This window comes from Bradyrhizobium sp. SSBR45G, assembly GCF_030159255.1.
Taxonomy (GTDB): domain Bacteria; phylum Pseudomonadota; class Alphaproteobacteria; order Rhizobiales; family Xanthobacteraceae; genus Bradyrhizobium.
Map to the genome: position 1 here is coordinate 65,412 of NZ_BSCT01000035.1, position 16,317 is coordinate 81,728.

A 16,317-nucleotide genomic window follows, 5' to 3' on the forward strand; every position below is an offset into this window, starting at 1 on the left:
TGATAGCCGAAAAACGCCCCACTTCCAATGGCAGGCCAGGGATGCGTCGTGTACCCTTCCGCCTCGGGAGGATTGGCCATGACACAATTCAACGAAGCCGAGCTCACGGACGCCGTCGTCACGAGCTTTGACGGCACGCCCGACGCGCGCGCAAAGTATCTGCTGCAGGAGCTCGTCAAGTCGCTGCACGACTACGTCCGCCGCACCGGACCCACCTTTGACGAATGGGCTGCGGCCATCGATTTCCTGACCCGCACCGGGCAGACCTGCACCGCGAGCCGGCAGGAGTTCATCCTGCTGTCCGACGTGCTCGGCGTGTCGATGCTGGTCGACGCCATCAATCACCGCGACAGGGCCGGGGCGACCGAGACCACGGTGCTCGGCCCGTTCTATGTCGGCGAGCACAAGGTGACGCCCCACGGCACCGACATTTCGGCCAACCTGAAAGGCGAGAAGATGTTCGTTCAGGCGCGCGTGACGGATCTGTCGGGCGCGCCGCTTTCGGGCGCCACGGTCGATGTCTGGCACGCGGATGACGAAGGCTTCTACGATTCACAGCGGCCGTCCTATGCGAGCGATGGTCCGTCGTCGCGGGCGCGCTTCATCGCCGATGCCGAGGGGCGATTCTTCTTCCGCACTATTCTGCCGCGCAGCTATCCGATTCCGACCGACGGTCCGGTGGGGCAGATGATCGTGAACACCAGGCGCCACCCGATGCGGCCGGCCCATGTCCATTTCCTGGTCGATGCCGAGGGCCATGAGCCGCTGATCACCCATGTCTTCATCGGCGGCGATGCCTATCTCGACAGCGACGTGGTGTTCGGTGTGAAGGATGAGCTGATCGCGCAGGTCGAGCCGCGAACCGACCCGGTGATGCCGGACGGCAAGCTCGCCGCGGGTCCCTGGCACCTCATGACTTATGATTTCCGGATGAAGCCGGGCGCCGGGACCGCACCCAAGCCGATGCTGCCGGAGGCGGCGACCGAGGCCGCCGAATAGTGCCTGACGCTGCGCCCACTTCTTGTGCAACGCACAGGAAGTGGGCGAATCGCAAATTTTACGTGCGGCCGCCGCCGTCCAAAGCTCCCTGTCGATTTGCCTAGACGATTGATTCATCAAGACTTCCGGATCGCCAGGTCCTTGGCATGAAGCTTGAATAGATGGCACTCGACGCCATCGATGCCGTCTGCGCAAACCCCATCCGAGATCTGACGCTGCCCCTTCCGAGGCTCTCCTCGGAACGCGCCCCTGCGCGCGATCGACGGCGACTGACGGACGGGCCATTCCACCATCGAGCGCTTTACACAAAGGACGACTGCACTCATGACGAAGACCGCCCATCCTGCCCGCCGCAATGGCCTCAGCCGCCGTCAGCTCCTGAAGGCCGGTGCCGGCACCGCAGCGCTGCTCGCGGCCGCCAAGTTGAACCTGCCGGCGGGCGCCTTCGCCCAGGGGGCAGGGCCGGAAGTCACGAGTGCCAAGCTCGGCTTCATCGCGCTGAGCGATGCCGGTCCGTTGTTCGTCGCCAAGGACAAGGGTCTCTTTGCCAAATACGGCATGCCCGATGTCGACGTGCAGAAGCAGGCCTCGTGGGGCACGACGCGCGACAACCTCGTGCTCGGCTCCGAGGGCAACGGCATCGACGGCGCCCACATCCTGACGCCGATGCCTTATCTGATTTCATCCGGCAAGGTGACGCAGAACAACCAGCCGACGCCGATGTACATCCTGGCGCGGCTCAACCTCGATGCGCAGTGCATCTCCGTCGGCAAGGAATATGCCGACCTGAAGCTCGGCCTCGACACCGCGCCGTTCAAGGCGGCGCTGGAGAAGAAGAAGGCCTCCGGCAAGTCGATCAAGGCCGCGATGACCTTCCCCGGTGGCACCCATGATCTGTGGATCCGCTATTGGCTGGCCGCGGGCGGCATCGATCCCGACAAGGACATCGAGACCATCGTGGTGCCGCCGCCGCAGATGGTGGCCAACATGAAGGTCGGCACCATGGACTGCTTCTGCGTCGGCGAGCCGTGGAATGCGCAGCTCGTGAACCAGGGCATCGGCTACACCGCGGTCACCACAGGCGAGATCTGGAACAAGCATCCCGAAAAGTCCTTCGCGATGCGCGCAGCCTTCGTCGACAAATATCCAAAGGCCGCGAAGGCGCTGACCATGGCGGTCATGGAAGCCCAGCAGTGGTGCGACAAGATGGAGAACAAGCAGGAGCTTGCGACCATCATGGCCAAGCGGCAGTGGATCAACTGCCCGGTCGAGGACGTCGCGGGTCGTACTGCCGGCAAGTTCGATTACGGCACCGGCAAGGTGGTCGAGGACTCGCCGCACATCATGAAGTACTGGCGCGACTTCGCATCCTATCCGTTCCAGAGCCACGACCTCTGGTTCATCACCGAGGACATCCGCTGGGGCAAGTACGAGGCCGGCTTCGACGCTAAGGCACTGATCGCCAAGGTCAATCGCGAGGACATCTGGCGCGAGGCCGCCAAGGAGATGAACGTTGCCGCCGGGGAAATCCCGACCGCCAAGTCGCGCGGCAAGGAGACCTTCTTCGACGGCAAGGTGTTCGATCCGGAAGATCCGGCCGCCTATCTGAAGTCGCTGTCGATCAAGCGCATCGACGCCTGATCAAGACCCGCCGCGCGCGGACAAGCGCGCGGCCCCTCTCATTGCACGGAGAAAAGCTTCCGATGTCCATGCCAGCGTTGACCAATGATCGCGCTCCCAAGGCCGTGCCGACGGCGTCCACGTCTGCGTCCGTCGTGACGATGACGCCGAAGCAGCCGCCGAAGGCCGAGCGTTATGTGAAGATGGTGCGCGAGGTCGCGGTGCGTGTCGTGCCGCCGCTGATCGTGCTGGCGCTGTTCCTGCTCGTGTGGGAGCTCTTGTGCCGCCGCGCCGGATCGGCGCTCCCGCCGCCGTCGCGCGTTTTCAGCGAGACCCGCGAGCTCATCTTCCATCCGTTCTTCGACCATGGTGGCATCGACAAGGGCCTGTTCTGGCACCTCGAGGCCAGCCTCCGGCGCGTCGCGATCGGCTATGCCATCGCCGCTGTGGTCGGCGTCGGCGTCGGCACCCTGATCGGTCAGTCGGTCTGGGCGATGCGCGGTCTCGATCCGATCTTCCAGGTGCTGCGCACGATCCCGCCGCTCGCCTGGCTGCCGCTGTCGCTCGCGGCCTTCCGCGACGGCCAGCCCTCGGCGATCTTCGTGATCTTCATCACCTCGGTGTGGCCGATCATCATCAACACCGCGGTCGGCATCCGCAACATTCCGCAGGACTATCGCAACGTCGCGGCGGTGGTGCAGCTCAATCCGCTGGAGTTCTTCGCCAAGATCATGATCCCGGCGGCGGCGCCCTACATCTTCACCGGCCTGCGCATCGGCATCGGCCTGTCCTGGCTCGCGATCGTTGCAGCCGAAATGCTGATCGGCGGCGTCGGCATCGGCTTCTTCATCTGGGACGCGTGGAATTCCTCGCATATCAGCGAGATCATCCTGGCGCTGTTCTATGTCGGCATCATCGGCTTCGTGCTCGACCGCCTGATTGCCTTCGTCGGCAAGATCGTCACCCGCGGCACCGCGACGAACTGAGAGGAACAGATCATGGCCTATCTGAAGCTCGACCACGTCGACAAGATCTTCACCCGCGGCACTGCGACCACCGAGGTGCTCAAGGACATCAACCTCACGATCGAGAAGGGCGAGTACGTCTCGATCATCGGCCATTCCGGCTGCGGCAAGTCGACGATGCTCAACATCGTCGCCGGCCTCACCACGGCGACCACCGGCGGCGTGCTGCTGGAGGAGCGCGAGGTGAACTCGCCCGGGCCCGACCGCGCCGTCGTGTTCCAGAACCACAGCCTGCTGCCCTGGCTGACGGTCTACGAAAACGTGCGTCTCGGCGTCGACAAGGTGTTCGCCAAGACCAAGACGAAGGCCGAGCGCGACGCCTGGACCCTGCACAATCTCAACCTGGTGCAGATGGCCCATGCCAAGGACAAGCGTCCGAACGAGATCTCGGGCGGCATGAAGCAGCGCGTCGGCATTGCGCGGGCGCTGGCGATGGAGCCGAAGGTTCTCTTGCTCGACGAGCCGTTTGGCGCGCTCGATGCGTTGACCCGCGCGCATTTGCAGGACTCGGTGATGGCGCTGCATCAGAAGCTCGGCAACACCATCCTGATGATCACCCACGACGTCGACGAGGCCGTGCTGCTGTCGGATCGCATCGTGATGATGACCAACGGCCCGAGCGCCCATATCGGCGAGGTGCTCGAGGTCGCGCTGCCACGCCCGCGCAAGCGGCTCGAACTCGCTACCAACGCGACCTACGTCAAGTGCCGCCAGCGCGTGCTCGAATTCCTCTACGAGCGCCACCGCTTCGTCGAGGCGGCCTGACGAAGACGGCACGCGGAGAGGGAATCGAACCACTCTCCGCGTGAGACGACCAACAGGCTCTTGTCCGTTTTCAGCTCAGGAATTGCCGATGACCCCGTCTCAGATCACGCTCGTTCAGGACAGTTTTGCCAAGGTTGCGCCGATCTCGGCGCAGGCCGCGATCCTCTTCTACGACCGCCTGTTCGAGGTGGCGCCGCAGGTCAAGGCGATGTTTCCCACGGATATGACCGAGCAGCGCAAGAAGCTGATGGGCACGCTGGCGGTCGTCGTCGGCGGATTGTCGAATCTGGAAGCGGTGCTGCCGGCGGCGAGCGCGCTCGCCAAGCGGCACGTCGGTTATGGCGCCAAGCCGGAGCATTACCCGGTGGTGGGAGCGGCGCTGCTGTGGACCCTGGAGAAGGGGCTGGGCGATGCCTGGACGCCTGAGGTCGCCGAGGCCTGGACCGCGGCCTACGGCACGCTGTCCGGCTACATGATCTCAGAGGCCTACGGCAAGGCTGAAGCGGCGGAGTAGGCGTCTTGAGTGAACCGCTCGTCATCGTCGGCAACGGCATGGCCGCTGCAAAGCTGGCCGAGGAGCTGTCGCAGACCGCGCTCGGCCGCTACGCCATCGCCGTCATCGGCGAGGAGCCACGGCTCGCCTATAATCGCGTGCTGCTGTCGTCGGTGCTGGCCGGCGAGGTCGCCTCGCACGAGATCGAGCTGAAGCCTGCCGACTGGTGGCGTGCGCGCGGCGTGACGCTGAAATATGGCGCGCGTGTCTCCGGCATCGACGTCGGACGGCGCGAGCTGCAGATCGAGAACGACGAGAACGTCGCGTTCTCCCGCCTCGTCCTGGCCACCGGCTCGCTGCCGCTGCGGCTGCCCGTACCCGGCGCCGATCTGGCGGGCGTGCACACGTTCCGTGACAGCCGCGACGCCGACGTGCTGCTGAGCCTGGCTGCCAAGAAGGCGCGCGTCGTGGTCGTCGGCGGCGGACTGCTCGGGCTGGAGGCCGCCTATGGCCTGGCGCGCGCCGGCGCCACGGTGACGCTGGTGCATCTGATGGATCGCCTGATGGAGCGGCAGCTCGATGCGCCTGCCGCCGCGCTGTTGAAGGCGCTGGTCGCGCGCAAGGGAATCGAGGTTCTGCTCAATGCCAGCACGGCGGTCATTCATGGCGAGGCCCGCGTCGAAAGCGTCGAGCTGGCCGACGGGCGGCGGATCGCTGCGGATGCGGTGATCTTCGCGGCCGGCATCCGGCCCAACGTCGCGCTCGCCAAGGAGGCGGGGCTCGCGGTCAACCGCGGCATCGTCGTCGACGACGCGATGCAGACCTCTGCGCCAGGAATCTTCGCGCTGGGCGAATGCGCCGAGCATCGCGGCACTTGCTACGGGCTGGTCGAGCCGGCCTATGAGCAGGCGCGGGTGCTGGCGCGGCATCTGGCGGGCCGCAAGGCCGCCTATGGCGGCAGTGTCGTCTCGACCAATCTCAAGGTCTCGGGCGTGTCGGTGTTCTCGGCCGGCGATTTCATCGGGGCTGAGGGCAGCGAGACGATCGTTCTCAACGACGCCAGGCGCGGCATCTACAAGAAGCTGGTCATTGCCGAGGGGCGCCTCACCGGCGCCGTGCTGATCGGCGAGACTCAGGATGCGCTGTGGTATCGCGATCTGATCCGCAATCGCGAATCGATCGTCTCGATCCGCACGGAGATGATGTTCGGCCGCGCGGCGGCGCGGCCACGGGCAGCGTGAGAAGGGGCCACGCACGACCATGACGACAGTCGATCCGAAGCTACGTACGGTGCGCACCGCCTGTCCTTATTGCGGTGTCGGTTGCGGCGTGCTGGCGACGCCAGACGGCAGCGGCGGCGCGGCCGTCTCAGGCGACCCGGTGCATCCCGCCAATCTCGGCCGACTCTGCTCGAAGGGCTCGGCGCTCGGCGAGACGCTGGGGCAGGAGAGCCGTCTGCTGCATCCGATGATCCGCTGCAAGCACGGCATGGAGCGGGTGGCGTGGAGCGATGCGCTCGACCACGTCGCGAGCCGCTTGAAGCACATCGTCGCCCGCGACGGCGAGGATGCGGTGGCGTTCTATCTGTCCGGTCAGATGCTGACCGAGGACTATTACGTCGCCAACAAGCTGATGAAGGGCTTTCTCGGCTCAGCCAATGTCGACACCAATTCGCGGCTGTGCATGGCCTCTTCGGTCGCCGGCCATCGCCGCGCCTTCGGCGCCGACACCGTGCCCGGCACCTATGAGGATCTCGACCACGCCGATCTGCTCGTCTTCGTCGGCAGCAACGCCGCCTGGTGCCATCCCGTGCTGTACCAGCGCATGCTCGCCAACAAGCAGAGCCGTGGCGCGAAGTTCGTCGTCATCGATCCGCGCCGCACCGATACCGCCAGCGAAGCGGACCTGTTCCTCGGCTTGAAGCCGGGCACCGATGCGGCGCTGTTCTCGGGTCTTCTCGTGCATCTCGCCGACACCGGCGCGCTCGATCACGCCTACATCGCGAGCTTCACCAGCGGCTTCGACGAGACGCTCGCGCGCGCCCGCAGCCTCGCCGGCAGTGCGGCTGCGACCGCGCTCGCGACCGGCCTGTCCGAGGCCGACGTTGCCGCCTTCTTCAAGCTGTTCCGCGACACGCCAAAGGCTGTCACGCTGTACTCGCAGGGCGTCAACCAGTCGGCGCAGGGCACCGACAAGGTCAACGCGATCCTGAACTGCCATCTTGCCACCGCGCGCATCGGCAAGCCGGGTATGGGGCCGTTCTCGCTGACCGGCCAGCCCAACGCGATGGGCGGCCGCGAGGTCGGCGGCCTCGCCAACCAGCTCGCCGCCCATATGGGCTTCACGCCGCCGGACATCGACCGTATCAGGCGCTTCTGGAAGGCCTCCAACATCGCCACCCATGAGGGGCTCAAGGCGGTGCAGATGTTCGAGGCGATCGCGCGCGGCGAGATCAAGGCGCTGTGGGTAATCGGCACCAATCCCGCAGTGTCGCTGCCGGACGCCGATCTGGTTCGCACCGCGCTGAAGAAGCTCGAGCTGTTCGTCGTCTCCGAGAACGTCCGCTCCAACGACACCGTGGACGTCGGTGCCCATGTGCTGCTGCCGGCGCAGGCCTGGGGCGAGAAGTCGGGCACCGTCACCAATTCCGAGCGGCGCATCTCTCGCCAGCGCGCCTTCATGGCGCCGGCCGGCGAGGCCAAGCCGGATTGGTGGATCGTGAGCGAGGTCGGCAAGCGGCTCGGCTTCGCACAGGCGTTCAACTACAATTCCGCGGCCGACGTGTTCCGCGAGCATGCGGCGCTGTCGGCGTTCGAGAACGACGGTGCCCGCGATTTCGACATCGGCGCGCTGGCGACGCTCAGCGACGACGAATACGAGACGATGGCGCCGATCCAATGGCCGGTGCGCGCGGGCAAGCCGCCCGAGCCGCGCTTCTTCGCCGACGGCGCCTTCTACACCAACGACCGCAAGGCGCGCTTCGTCGCGCCGGAGGTGCCGGCGCTGCGCAGCGAGACCAATGCCGCGCGCCCGCTGCGGCTCAACACCGGGCGCATCCGCGACCAGTGGCACACGATGACTCGCACCGGCCTCAGCCCGCGTCTCGGAGCGCATCTGCCGGAGCCGTTCGTCGAGGTGCATCCGGACGATGCGCTGCGCTACGGCCTGATGCATGACGGTTTTGCCAAGGTCACGACCGAGCACGGCCAGTGCATCCTCAAGGTCGTCGTCAGCGAGCGCCAGCAGCGCGGCATGCTGTTCGCGCCGATCCATTGGAACGCGACCAACTCCTCGCATGGCCGCGTCGGCGCGCTGGTCGCCTCGCACACCGATCCGTTCTCCGGCCAGCCCGAGGCCAAGGCGACGCCGGCCGCGATCAGCTCCTATGAGTACGTGTTCCGCGGCTTCGTCCTGGCGCGCACCGAGCTGCCGCTGCCGCCGAACCTGTGGTGGGTGCGGGCGACGGTGCCGGGCGGCTTCGGCTATCTGTTCGCCGACAATGGCGACCTCATGCGCTGGCCGGCCTGGCTGAGGGCGCGCGCCACCGACGACGTCGCCGACTACATGGATGTTGGCGGTGGCGTTTATCGCGCGGCGTCGTACGCCGGCGACCGGCTCGAGACCTGCGTGTTCGTCGGCCCGGGCCATGATGCCGGTGACTGGAATGTCGTGAAGACGATGTTTGCAGCCGACAGCCTCGATGACGATCAGCGCCGCATGCTGCTGTCGGGCCGCGCGCCCGATGGCGTCGGTGGCGGCCCGGTCGTCTGCGCCTGCTTCGGCGTCGGCCGCGACACCATCTGCGACGCCATCGCCGCCGGCGCGCGCACGCCGGCCGCGATCGGCGCGCAGCTCAAGGCCGGCACCAATTGCGGCTCCTGCATCCCCGAGATGAAGCGGCTGATCGCGCAGGCGCCGGCACAGGCTGCCGAGGCCGTGAAGGTGGCGAGCTAGCTCAACGTCGTCATTGCGCGCGGAGCGAAGCAATCCAGAGTCCCCCGGCGACTCTGGATTGCTTCGTCGCCTGCGGCTCCTCGCAATGACGACGCGAGGCAATCGACGCCATCCGCGCCATCCATTATGCTCGGCGCCATGAAGCACAAGACATTCGGAACCGGCGGGGCCAGCGTCTCCGTCATCGGGCAGGGCACCTGGTATCTCGACCACGCCGACCCCAGCCGCGCCATCGCCACCCTGCGCCGCGGGCTCGATCGCGGCATGAGCCACATCGACACCGCCGAGATGTACGGCAACGCCGAGCTCATCATCGCGGAGGCCATCGCCGGCCGGCGCGACGAGGTGTTCCTGGTTTCCAAGGTGCTGCCCAGCAACGCCTCGCGCAAGGGCACCATCACTGCTTGCGAGCGCTCGCTGAAGCGGCTGAAGACCGACCGCCTCGACTGCTATCTCTTGCATTGGCCGGGCTCGTATCCCCTGGAGGAGACGGTCGCAGCCTTCGAGGAGCTCAAGGCCGCCGGCAAGATCGCATCCTGGGGCGTCAGCAATTTCGACGTCGACGATCTCGACGAGCTGCTCGAGGTCGCAGGCCCCGGCAGGATCGCCTGCAACCAGGTGCTCTACCATCTGCAGGAGCGCGCCATCGAGCACGCCGTCATCCCGTGGTGCGGCCAGCACGGCGTCGCCGTGGTCGCCTATTCGCCGTTCGGGCATGACGACTTTCCGGAACGCCGCAGCGACGGCGGCGAGGTGCTGCAGCGAATTGCAGAGCAGCATCAGGCCACGCCGCGGCAGGTCGCGCTCGCCTTCCTGACCCGTGCGTCGTCGCTGCTCGCGATCCCCAAGGCCTCGCGGCCGGAGCATGCCGAAGACAATGCTGCCGCAGGCGATGTCGAGCTGACCGCGGCCGAGATCGCCGCGATCGATCGCGCCTTCCCGCGCGGGCCGAAGCCGCGCGGTCTGCCGATGCTGTAGTGCAGCATCACGGAGTATTACGGAGTTTTGCTACCGCGGCGCGTGGCCAGCGCATAGATGCTGCCCGCTTTCAATGGGTTGTCGCGGCGGCGTGATTGGCGTTTTGTCGCCGCTCACCGAATCGTTCCGCCTCTCAACGTCCGAGTTCGACCGTGACCCCGCCTCCGAGTGCGGCTGCCGCCGCGCGACTCGACGAAATCCCGACCCCCGCGCAGCAGAAGCCGAACGCCGCCCGCAAGCGCGCGCCGGCCCGGGCCGACCGGCCGTTCCGCGGCATCGCGCTGATCCTGCTGTCGACGGTGTTCCTCGGCACGTCGGATGTCACGGCGAAATACCTCTCCAAGACGCTGCCCTCGATCGAGATCACCTGGATCCGCTTCGTCATCTTCGCAGCGATCATGGTGCCGGCGATGATCCCGGGCTCGCCGCTGTTTGCGATGCGCACCGAGCGGCTCAAGTTCCAGCTGCTGCGCGGCGTCGCACTGCTCGGTTCGTCGCTGATGTTCATCACCGGTTTACGCTATCTGCCGATTGCGGAGGCCTCCGCCACCGGCTTCGTCGCGCCGCTGTTCGTCACCGCATTGTCGATCATCTTCCTCAGCGAGAAGGTCGGCCTGCGCCGCTGGATCGCGACCGCCGTCGGCCTGTGCGGCGTGCTGATCATCCTGCGGCCGGGCACCGGTGCCTTCCACCTCGCCGCCTTGTTCCCGATCGCCTCGGCGTTCGCCTGGGCCTGCACCCTGATCATGACGCGCATGATGAGCGGCCGCGAGCACGCCATCACGATCATGACCTATTCGTCGATCGTCGGCGTCTGCATGGTCTCGGCCATGGTGCCGTTTGTCTGGGTCACGCCGTCCTGGCAGGACATCGGCTTCGGCGTGCTGATCGGCGTCGCCTCGACGATGGGGCAGTGGATCGTGGTGCTGGCGTTCCGCTATGCCGATGCCTCGGTGCTGGCGCCGTTCTCCTACACCCAGCTGTTGTGGGTCAGCATCCTCGGCTTCCTGGTGTTCGGCGAGGTGCCGGATGTCTGGACCATCGCCGGCGCCGCCTTCATCGTCTCCAGCGGCCTCTACACCGCCCACCGCGAGCGCGTCCGCCGCTCGCAGCTGCTGCAGGTCGCCGGCGAGAGCTCGCCGAATCCCTGAGCGGTGTTCCGCCGCTTCGCTCGGCACAGAATGAGACTGGCGTGGCTTGGAGCCGGCCGTTGCCGATGCTAGGTGTGCCCCGCGCAACAACAACAACAGGGGAGCACGCCGACATGATCGAACTCACGCCCGAATCCGTCCTGCCCGATGATGGTGCCAGCGGCACGCTGGTCGGCCGTATCTGGCGCCCTGATGTGGACGGCCCGGCCGTGGTCGCCGTCCGCGACGACGGCGTGTTCGACGTCACCGCGGCCTTCCCGACCGTCACTGCGCTGTGCGAGCACGACGATCCCGCAACGGCCCTGAATGCAATGAAGGGCGAGCGCATCGGCGCTCTCGCCGACATCCTCGCCAACACGCCGCCGGACCGCCGTGATCCGGCCAAGCCGTGGCTGCTGGCGCCGGTCGATCTGCAGGTGCTCAAAGCGGCCGGCGTCACCTTTGCGATCTCGATGCTGGAGCGCGTCATCGAGGAGCGCGCGCGCGGCAATCCGGCCTCCGCCGAGGCGATCCGGAAAGAAGTGGTGCGCCTGGTCGGGGACGATTTCTCCAAGCTCAAGCCCGGCTCGGACCAGGCGATGCATCTGAAGCAGGTGCTGATCGAGCAGAACGCCTGGAGCCAGTATCTCGAGGTCGGCATCGGCCCCGATGCCGAGGTCTTCACCAAGGCGCCGACCTTGTCGTCGGTCGGGTCAGGCATGGATGCCGGCTTGCATCCGAAATCCACCTGGAACAATCCGGAGCCCGAGGTCGTCCTGGTCGTGTCGAGCCGCGGCGCCATCGTCGGCGCGACGCTCGGCAACGACGTCAACCTGCGCGACTTCGAGGGCCGCTCGGCGCTGCTGCTGTCCAAGGCCAAGGACAACAACGCCTCCTGCGCCATCGGCCCGTTGCTGCGCCTGTTCGACAAGAGTTTTTCGCTCGACGATGTCCGCAAGATGGAGGTCGCGCTGACCGTGACCGGCAGCGACGGCTTCGTGCTCGACGGCCATTCCTCGATCTCGAAGATCAGCCGCGATCCGACCGACCTCGTCGCCCAGACCATCGGCGCCGTGCATCAATATCCCGACGGTTTTGCGCTGTTCCTCGGCACCATGTTCGCCCCCGTCAAGGACCGTGATGCCCCGGGGCAGGGCTTCACCCATAAGCGCGACGACATCGTCACCATCTCGGCCCCGCAACTTGGCCGCCTCGTCAACCGCATGCGCAACAGCGACGAATGCGAGCCTTGGACGTTCGGCGTTGGGGCGTTGATGCGCAGCCTGGCGCGCCGGAAATTGATCTGAGGCACGCGGTTTCCAGAAACTCCGTCATTCCGGGGCGCGCGCAGCGCGAGCCCGGAATCCATACGCCGCAGCGGGCGTGAGGCAAATGGTCTGAGTTACGATCGCGCTCCACAATACAGATTAGTGGTTATGGACTCCGGGCTCGCTCGCTGGCGCGAGCGCCCCGGAGTGACGGCGAGGTTGGAGTTGCCGCTGTTGGCTCTTCACACATGCCCCGACGCCATCTGCGCGGCAGCGCGGCGCGGGCGCTCCTGCAGTTGGGACAGATCACCGAGCGCGCGCTCGCGGACCAGCGACAGGGCGTGGTCGCGTTCGGCGGCCGTGCTGCGGCGCGGCTCGGCGGGGCGGCGCGGGGCCAGGTCGTCCTCGATCGGATCCTTCGGCACAAGCGACAGCGCCCGCTCGAACGGGTCGAGCGAGGCCTCGCGGCTCTTGCCGCCGTCGCGGCTTGGCTCCGGCTCGGCCGGCCGGCGTGCCACCAGCGTCTTGATGCGTCCGATCAGGCCGGACGGCGCCTCCGGCGGAGCGGAGTCGAACGGATCGGCATAGAAGGTCGCGCCGGCCTTCTCGACCATGCCCGCGAGCGCGCTGACCATGCGCGGCGAGCCGCAGGCATAGACGACATCGGAGGCGGTGAGCGTCGGCATGTGCGGCTCGATCCGCCCGGTGCGGATCGAGGGATGATTGATCGGGCCTTCCTCGACGGTCGGGATGATCGTGACGTTCGGCAGCCGCGCCAGCTGCGCCAGGATCGGCGTCATGTAGAGCTGCGGCAGCTTCTTGGCGCCGGCGATGATGACCATCGGCCGGTTGCGCTGCTCGCGCAGCGCCATCGCCGCGATGGCCCAGATCGGCGCAAAGCCGGTGCCGCTGCCGACGAGGATCAGCCGGCCGGTCCCGCCGGGCCGCAGGAAGGCATGACCATAGGGCCCCTGGATGCGCAGCCGATGGCCGGGGCGAATGCCGCTGCCGAGCGCCGTCGTCACGCGTCCGCCGCGCACCTTCTTGATGTTGAGATGGATGACGCGGCCGCCGATGCGGCCGTCGAACGAGGCGGTCGGGCTATAGGCGCGCGCCGGATAGCCGTTGAAGGTGAACTTGAAGTACTGGCCGGGCAGATAGCTGATGCTCTTTTCAGGGGCGATCATCAGCTCCATGATGTCGGGCGCGACCTCGCGCAGGCCGACGAGGCGGGCCTTGGAGGTGTCGATCTCGGGCACGTCCTCCATCTCGACGTCGAGATCGGAGACGACGCGCGCCTGGCACGCATAGATCATGCCCTGCGTGTGGGTCTCGCCGCACACCGTCTGGCCCTTGGAGACGTGAACCATGCAGGTGCCGCAGGTGCCGGCGCGGCAGTCGAACGGAATCTCGACGCCGTTGGCGAGCGCGCCATCGAGCAGCACGTCGCCCGCGCGGACGCGGAACTGGCGGCCCTTGACGGTGACGGTCCTGAAGTTCGACATGGTTCACTCCTCGATCGAATACGCATTGACGATGTGCAGGGTTGGAAGAGGTCCGCGCGATCACACCTTGCCGGGGGAGACGCGGATCAGGTTCTTGTTGGCCGTGCTCTCGAACCGGCTCGACCAGTAGTTCGAGGCCATCACCGGCCGCTTCAGCCAGCTCACCTTCGGCGAGCGCAGCACCAGGAACCAGAAGAAGAACGGCGTCGTGACGAGATGCGAGACCAGCGGAAACCAGTCCGGCAGCAGCGACGCCGGGCCGGGCAGGCGGTACCAGTAGTAGGTGCTGATCGCCGTCGCGGCGAAGATGCGATGCATCCGGGTGCGGGTGGCCGGCTTGTAGCGCAGCATGTGCTCGCCGATCCTGAACAGGATGTAGCTGACGATGGCCGCGGCGAACGGCCAGACATAGGCCGTGAAGATCTCGGCATTCCCGACCTGCTCCGGCGGATAATCCGGCACCTGGAACCAGCCCCAGACGAAGCCGGGAAAGCTGCCGATCAGGAAGTTGCCGAGGAACTGCTGCACCTTCGTCGGCACGCCCTGGGTCGGCGTCAGCTCCGGCGTCGAATCCGGGCACGGATTGCTGCAGGCCTCGCAGATGTTGCAGCGGGCGTTCTTGAAGGTCAGCGCCGGGTTGGTGCCGTAGAGACGCTCGACCGGGTGGATCGGGCACAGCGAGGTGCACCAGCCCGAGCGCATCTCGAACACCGAGCCCATCGCGAACGCCATGAACGCAGCCGACAGCAGCATGAGCGCCGTCAGCGGTCCATCGACATTGAGTCCGATGCGCCGCATCGGCACGACGATGAAAAGAAGCGTCACGCTGATCACCGCGAGCGTGGCCGCGCCCCATTCCGGCATCCGGATGTTCTGCGAGATGCCCATCTTGTTGGGCAGCAGATGGAAGGTCGCCATCGGACAGATGTTGCGCCACAGGCCGGGCGAGATCGTCACCAGCGCCGGCGCGATCGGAATCAGCAGATTCCACATCAGGGCGATGCCAAGGGGAGGGAAGAACAGCAGCAGATTCACCAGCAGCACGCCGACGACCAGCATGACCGTCTGCATCGTCAGCCAGAACCGCCGCTCGGCCCGTCCGGTGCTGCGGCTGCCCGGTTGTGCCGCCGGTTGATACCTCGCAGGAGCCACGTTGACCGCCACATGGGCGAGCGGCCGGGCGTCTCTGTATTGCGGAGCATGGTCGTGTCGGGACGAACGTTGAGCGCTGATGTTTTGCATTGCTTCCCAGGACGCATTGTTGATCTTCACGATCGCGCCGACGTCACGTTCACAGGCGCGGAGTTGTTAGTCCCGCAATCCCTGTGACTTCGTGTCGCAGCGCATGCTGTTACGCAGAATCTGACGGCGAGATGTGGCGCTTTTTGACGGCCAATATGGACGTCCCTGGGCCATGCTGCGGTCGGCCTGCGGCCGTTTGATCTGGATCAAATCGAGGAACATCAAGGATTTGATCGGGGTCTGCCGAGCATTTTTCGAGCCGTTTGATTTGGATCAATGACGGCCTCTGCTGTGACGCATCGTGGGCACGATCGAGGCCGATTGTGCCCCCTTGATAAGAGGTGCTTCTACTTCGATCCCTGCTTCTGTCGCCTTGTGCTGACTCCAAACCCTCACCCTGAGGAGCCCGCCCGAAGGCGGGCGTCTCGAAGGGCGAGGCCCGGACCTGGGCCTCGCGATCTGGGCCTCATGGTTCGAGACGCGCCGCGAACGATGACCTCGCCTGGCAATTGACTTGATCGGCGCGGCGCTCCTCACCATGAGGATCGAAAGCCGAGCGCGGCACTGCACTTGGACCATGAACACGCAAGGGAGCCGACGGAGAGCTCGTCGGGCAAATCAGTTGCCTGTCGCAAAACCTGTCCAGCCCACCTGCAAAAAATAAATCGCTTGGCGATTTCGCAAAATCAGCATTACAGTCCAGCCCGTTCCGTTGCGTCGGAGGGGACGTATCGCGGTCGTCATGGACGTCGGCAGCGGAATGCGATGGGCGTGTGTCGTTGCAGCGTGATCATTCGCGCCGACGAACAATGATGCACGCACGGTCAAGTCGCGCGGTCCTGGCACCCCGATGCTGGTGTCCCCGCGGCGGCGCGCGGACAGCGCGTCGTCGCGCACGGTGGCCAAAAGCCGGCGCACCGGGGAGAACGCGAAGCAGCCGTCAAAACCATCGCGCGGGGAGGGCCGGGCGTTTTCGGCCAGACCTGTGGTACCTGCCGCCTGCATTTTTTTCCGCAGGCGGGCCACGGGCGCGGCCAGCGCCCGGCCTTCCCTGCGCCCTCTGTTTTTGAGGAGGGTGAAGCGATCGGCATAGCTCGGGCGCAACGCGCCGCGGGACTGCGAACGCATGCGGCGATAGATCGCCGGCGTTAGGGGCGGACGAGCGCTCTCGCCCAGGATTCCAGTGTCGTCCCGGCGAACGCCGGGACCCATAACCCCAGGGAGATGTTGTTGCGCACGATGTCGACCCAGTCTTTCTTCACAACAACCGCCGCGGAGTATGGGTCCCGGCGAACGCCCATAGGCGCTAAGATAGTTTTAGCATCATTTGATAGCGAC

13 protein-coding genes are annotated in these 16,317 nt (G+C 66.2%); 10 read left to right on the forward strand and 3 right to left on the reverse strand.

Annotated elements, in window-relative coordinates; all coding sequences use genetic code 11:
- Positions 1–78 precede the first annotated feature (78 nt).
- The 10 genes from QQL87_RS29850 (at position 79) to QQL87_RS29895 (ending at position 12,271) form a co-directional block, all read left to right on the forward strand.
- Complete coding sequence (locus QQL87_RS29850; RefSeq protein WP_284423412.1) at positions 79–999, forward strand: dioxygenase family protein; 921 nt, start codon at positions 79–81, stop codon at positions 997–999.
- A 324-nt stretch (positions 1,000–1,323) separates the two neighbouring features.
- Positions 1,324–2,640 carry a CmpA/NrtA family ABC transporter substrate-binding protein gene (locus tag QQL87_RS29855; RefSeq protein ID WP_284423413.1) on the forward strand — a complete coding sequence of 439 codons (1,317 nt, stop codon included), beginning with the start codon at positions 1,324–1,326 and terminating at the stop codon, positions 2,638–2,640.
- 62 nt (positions 2,641–2,702) lie between these two features.
- Entirely contained in the window at positions 2,703–3,605 is a 903-nt protein-coding gene (gene ntrB / locus QQL87_RS29860; RefSeq protein ID WP_284423414.1) for a nitrate ABC transporter permease, read from the forward strand.
- Positions 3,606–3,614: 9 nt separating this feature from the next.
- Positions 3,615–4,409 (forward strand): ABC transporter ATP-binding protein, encoded by a 795-nt coding sequence (locus QQL87_RS29865; protein WP_284423426.1) that lies wholly within the window; start codon positions 3,615–3,617, stop codon positions 4,407–4,409.
- A gap of 88 nt (positions 4,410–4,497) precedes the next feature.
- A complete protein-coding gene (locus QQL87_RS29870; protein WP_284423415.1) occupies positions 4,498–4,923 on the forward strand; it encodes a globin family protein in 426 nt (141 codons plus the stop codon).
- 5 nt (positions 4,924–4,928) lie between these two features.
- Entirely contained in the window at positions 4,929–6,143 is a 1,215-nt protein-coding gene (locus QQL87_RS29875) for an NAD(P)/FAD-dependent oxidoreductase (protein WP_284423416.1), read from the forward strand.
- A 19-nt stretch (positions 6,144–6,162) separates the two neighbouring features.
- On the forward strand, positions 6,163–8,856 hold the full coding sequence (locus tag QQL87_RS29880) for a nitrate reductase (RefSeq protein WP_284423417.1): 2,694 nt from the start codon (positions 6,163–6,165) through the stop codon (positions 8,854–8,856).
- Positions 8,857–8,994: 138 nt separating this feature from the next.
- Positions 8,995–9,834: an aldo/keto reductase gene (locus QQL87_RS29885; RefSeq protein ID WP_284423418.1), complete on the forward strand. Its 840-nt coding sequence runs from the start codon at positions 8,995–8,997 to the stop codon at positions 9,832–9,834.
- A gap of 197 nt (positions 9,835–10,031) precedes the next feature.
- The gene (locus QQL87_RS29890) at positions 10,032–10,985 is read left to right on the forward strand and encodes a DMT family transporter (protein ID WP_284423427.1); all 954 of its coding nucleotides are present in this window, start codon (positions 10,032–10,034) and stop codon (positions 10,983–10,985) included.
- 113 nt (positions 10,986–11,098) lie between these two features.
- Positions 11,099–12,271: a fumarylacetoacetate hydrolase family protein gene (locus tag QQL87_RS29895; protein WP_284423419.1), complete on the forward strand. Its 1,173-nt coding sequence runs from the start codon at positions 11,099–11,101 to the stop codon at positions 12,269–12,271.
- A 203-nt stretch (positions 12,272–12,474) separates the two neighbouring features.
- On the opposite strand, the gene QQL87_RS29900 is transcribed toward QQL87_RS29895, so the two are convergent.
- The 3 genes from QQL87_RS29900 to QQL87_RS29910 form a co-directional block, all read right to left on the reverse strand.
- Positions 12,475–13,737, reverse strand: coding sequence for a 2Fe-2S iron-sulfur cluster-binding protein (locus QQL87_RS29900; protein ID WP_284423420.1), 1,263 nt, complete (start codon positions 13,735–13,737; stop codon positions 12,475–12,477).
- Between the two features lie 60 nt (positions 13,738–13,797).
- A complete protein-coding gene (locus tag QQL87_RS29905; RefSeq protein ID WP_284423421.1) occupies positions 13,798–14,901 on the reverse strand; it encodes a ferredoxin family protein in 1,104 nt (367 codons plus the stop codon).
- 696 nt (positions 14,902–15,597) lie between these two features.
- Entirely contained in the window at positions 15,598–16,107 is a 510-nt protein-coding gene (locus QQL87_RS29910) for a hypothetical protein (protein ID WP_284423422.1), read from the reverse strand.
- Between the last annotated feature and the right edge of the window lie 210 nt (positions 16,108–16,317).